Genomic DNA, 3,946 nt, shown 5'->3' on the forward strand with positions numbered 1-3,946 from the left:
GCAGGACTATTCGGCAGGCTTCACGGCCAGTCCAATCCCGTCAGCGTGAACCATTTCACCGGGACCGCCAATGTATCTATCCCCCTGTACGAATTAAAAAGCGGGGGAGTATCCATGCCGATAGCGTTGTCGTACAGCGCTACCGGGATCAAAGTCAAAGACAGCGAAGGCAATGCCGGCATGGGCTGGCAGGTCAACATCGAAGGCTCCGTGAGCCGGATCGTGCGGGGCCTTCCCGACGACTGTAAAAAGGACGATGCCGGGTATACCCGCCTGGGGTGGCTGTATAATGCCAACGGGACAAAGATCGCTGCGTTTACCCCTGCCAATGACAAGAGCTACAGCACCTGCAACGACGAAACAGCGGACGTTAACTTCATCAACACCAATTTTACTGGTTATTCTGATACCGAACCGGACCTGTTTGTGGTAGACGCACCGGGGTTGTCTTGTCAACTGGTATTTGATGCGAACCACATCATCCGGACGATACCATATGCAGATTTGAAAACGGAGTATACCACCGACCCGGTCAGCGGACTGATCACCTCTTTTACCATCACTACAGACAAGGGGTTGAAATACGTCTTTTCAGATTGCGAAAGTACTAAAAGGACATATACGGGCCAGTTTTGGCTATTAAGGAACGAGTATGAACAGTACCGCTATGGCGTATCCTTCAGTCACAGCTGGAAGCTAAGCCGAATCACAGACCCTGGTGGGAATGGTCTTTCATTTGGGTATAGATCCTTCGGAGGTATACATCTGGACGAAGAAAATCCGCAGTATAACAAGAATATTTTCAGCAGCCGTTCCAACTATGCAGGATACACCATTAATGAAATATCCGACCGTAAGCGGCTCGATACGGTTTCAAGAATACATTCCGGAGCCAGGCGACCGGTGCTCACAGCTGGTTATGTGAAAGATGACAACGATATCCTTGCAGGCCTTACAGGCTCTGGGAAATCTTATTTGTTTGAATATATGGGAAACGTATCTGTCCCCCCGCCCGCCACTAGTTCCCGGTACTTTCTAAAAACACTTTATTTGGATGGTCAGGATCGGTGCGAGTTTGAATATAACGGAGAGGCTGTAGCAGCGTTGGTTGATAAATATGTTCCCTTTCCTGATAACCAGTCGAAAGGTATAGACAAGTGGGGCTATTATAATGGGGCTAATGCCACAAACTTAGTGCCTTCGATATATATTAATCCGGGTGAAAACGGCTGGGAAAGATACAGGTTTTCCCAACTTCCAGGGCCATATAAATACTCCATGCCGGGAGGACGAGGCGGTCCGAACGCATCCATGGTCATCATGGGATCATTATCCAAAATACTCTATAAAGCGGGAGGCTATACAGAGCTGACATATGAACAAAACGACTATTATGATGATCTGGCAATGGGAAAATCGCTTGGCCCGGGCATTCGTATCAAGCAGATCACTACATCTGACGGGATCAGTACTGCCAACAACATCATAAAGACGTATACGTATACCAATCCCTCTACATCACTTACCTCGGGTAAGATTGTGTCGGTGCCGGTATATGCCTTTACCACCGATTATGTCTCAGATCCCCTGGACGGAGAAACTATCTCCCAGATCTGGAAGAATTCGACCTATGTATCAGATGAAGATCTTTCGCAGGACGATCATTCGGTCATTTACAGCCACGTGCAGGAAAGTCAGAGCGGAGCAGGCAGCACCCTATACCAGTTTTCGGTGCCTGCCACCAACTGGGACAATAGCGCCCCCGATTGGGTACCATCCATGAGCTATGCCGCGAGATCGTATTGTGATGCTGATCCGGCAAAAATGAGAAGCGATAAGGATGGTTATCCTTTTTCGCCAAAGACAAACTACGACTTTGAGCGGGGCTTATTGCAAAAGACCAGCATGTACAATGATGCCGGTCAGCTGGTGAGCGAGCAGAGCTATACCTACCAGCGTACCGGACCGCCTGTGCCGGTCTGGGCTTTGAAAGCGGAGAATTACGGAGAAATTAAGTTCTACTCCAGATATCCGGTTCTCACCGGCTGCAGTGAACTGCTGACACGGGAGGAGAAGAAGATCTACGATTCAGCTACCCTCAGCCAGTCCGGGCAGATCACCACTGACTATTTTTACAGCAGTCCCTACCATAAGCAACTCACCATGCAGCAGGTGAGCAGCGGCGAGGGAAGTGTCTACCGGACTTATACCAAATATACAAGGGACTACGGCCCGGTCAGCGGATCGGATGCAAGTTCCATCGCCCTGCAAAACCTGCAGGCCGCGAATGTCAATGTTCCGGCCGAGATCTACAGCCAGACCGAGCGAAACGGTACGGTGGTGACGACCGGGGCCGAGCTGACCCTTTTTAAAGCGTATACCCCAGGTGGTGCAACCCTTTATTTGCCTTCCCAGAAGCTCACGTTGTCTGCTGCAGGAGGGTTAAGCAATTTTCAGCCCTCCACGGTCAGCGGAGGAACGCTGAATAAAGATGCGCGGTATAAAGTCAGTGAGAACATCCTGGCCTATGACAGTTATGGGACCACACTGAGCACGGACAATAATAAAATGAAGGTGCAAACTTCCCTGACCGACCGGGCGACGCTCCTTAAAATCGCTGATGTAAGCGGGGCGCGGTACGACGAAGTGCTGTTCAATGATTTCGACAGCGAGCTGAACGGCCTGAGCTTTGCCAAAGAGGACCAGGCCTACAGCTATTCGGCCGACAGCCGCAGCGGGAAGCAAGTTCTTTCCCTGCCCGCTTCCCAGGCTTTGTCGCAGACCCTGTCGCGCAATCCATGGTCAAAGGAGTATATTTTTTCCATCTGGCTGAAATCCTCTTCAGCGGGGGCCCTGTCTCTCAGCCTGACCGGTAATTCCGGGCAGACGTTCCCGTATACGCTCGCTTATCAGGGAAGCAGCACCTGGAAGTATTACGAATTAAAAGTTCCCGTCAATCAGTTATCGGCTACTTTTAAGGCCAGGTTCTACACCAGTACAGCGGTGCTGGCAGATGATATCTGGTTCTATCCCGGATCGGCCGAAGTCAGCTCGGCGTCCTATGATCCCGAGAACAGGCTCCGGACCTCTGAGACCAATACCAACGGCGTGTCGGCTTATTATAGTTTCGATGCCCGAAACAGGCTGTTGACCGTGCGGGACCAGGACCGGCAGATTGTCAGGAGGAATACCTATTTCAAAAAAGACGCTCAACAGCAACTAGGTCCTCCCAGGTTTAGTTTAACTGCAGGGTTTAACCCGGTACGGTTGCGACCGCTTTCATTTACTATCGACTCCAATTCCTATTATTATCCTTATAACGAAGGCCTCAGCTATGTATGGGATTTCGGGGATGGGAGTGCCCCGGTGACGACCACCTCGCTGGTCTCCCCCTTGCACACTTATTCCCAGGCCGCGACTTACAACTTATCCCTGAAAGCGATATCTCCTGTATTCGGGGAGGCTTCCAATATATGGCATTTTACGATCTCTCCGCTAACCTGCGTCGTAGGCTATAATAGCCAGACAACGAACGGCAAGATCAAAATGGTGGAGTTTTATCAAAACGGGGTGAAAAAATATGCTTTTTCAGAATCTGATCTTAAAAACACCGCTTGTTCTGTACCGGAAGGGATATACACCGTAAAAGTAGACCAGTGGATCCTGGACTTTGAGCAGGCTTATGCTACTTACCAGATAGGATCGGGGCCTCAGCAAGATATCCCTCTGGGAGCGAATCCTGCCACGCTGACGCTGGACCTGACCGGGCAAACCAGTCTTAAGTTCAGGGTAAACCAAGTCCAATAGCCACACTAAATCTTAAAAACATGAAAAAAGAGATTTATTTAGCCGTGCTGTTGATCATAACGGCAATATATAACAGAGCTTATGGCCAGGTGGGGGACTATATCCGGACAGAGGATATCCTGGTGGAAGGTGTCACGAC

At 50.1% G+C, this 3,946-nt stretch carries 1 protein-coding gene; it reads left to right on the forward strand.

The window, feature by feature from the left end:
- On the forward strand, window positions 1-3,807 hold a 3,807-nt coding region (locus DDR33_RS24850), incomplete at its 5' end, for a PKD domain-containing protein (protein ID WP_146198875.1).
- Window positions 3,808-3,946 lie beyond the last annotated feature (139 nt).

Source organism: Pararcticibacter amylolyticus, from assembly GCF_003130405.1.
GTDB classification, from domain to species: domain Bacteria; phylum Bacteroidota; class Bacteroidia; order Sphingobacteriales; family Sphingobacteriaceae; genus Arcticibacter; species Arcticibacter amylolyticus.